Source organism: Mesorhizobium tamadayense, assembly GCF_003863365.1.
In the GTDB taxonomy this organism is placed as follows: Bacteria; Pseudomonadota; Alphaproteobacteria; order Rhizobiales; family Rhizobiaceae; genus Mesorhizobium; species Mesorhizobium tamadayense.
In genome coordinates, this window is sequence record NZ_RQXT01000299.1 from 1 (window position 1) to 224 (window position 224).

The 224-nt window shown below is 67.9% G+C and carries 1 pseudogene; it reads right to left on the reverse strand.

The features are described 5' to 3' along the window. Positions 1-224, reverse strand: a pseudogene (locus tag EH240_RS37740) (enoyl-CoA hydratase/isomerase family protein); the annotation flags it as partial.

Genomic DNA, 224 nt, shown 5'->3' on the forward strand with positions numbered 1-224 from the left:
GTCTTGGCGGCCAGAATCGAGCCGAGCGCTTCGACCGCCGAACCATTGTCCTCGCCATTCGCGACGGCGATCATTAGCTTCGATATCTCGACGGCCGCCGGTCCCCGCGTCGCGACCCGCGCCGCGTAGGCCTTCGCCTCGATGACGGCGGCGCCGCTGTCCACGACGGCGTCGACCAGTCCGTACTTGAGGGCTTCCTCGGCGGAGAACGTCTCACCACCCAG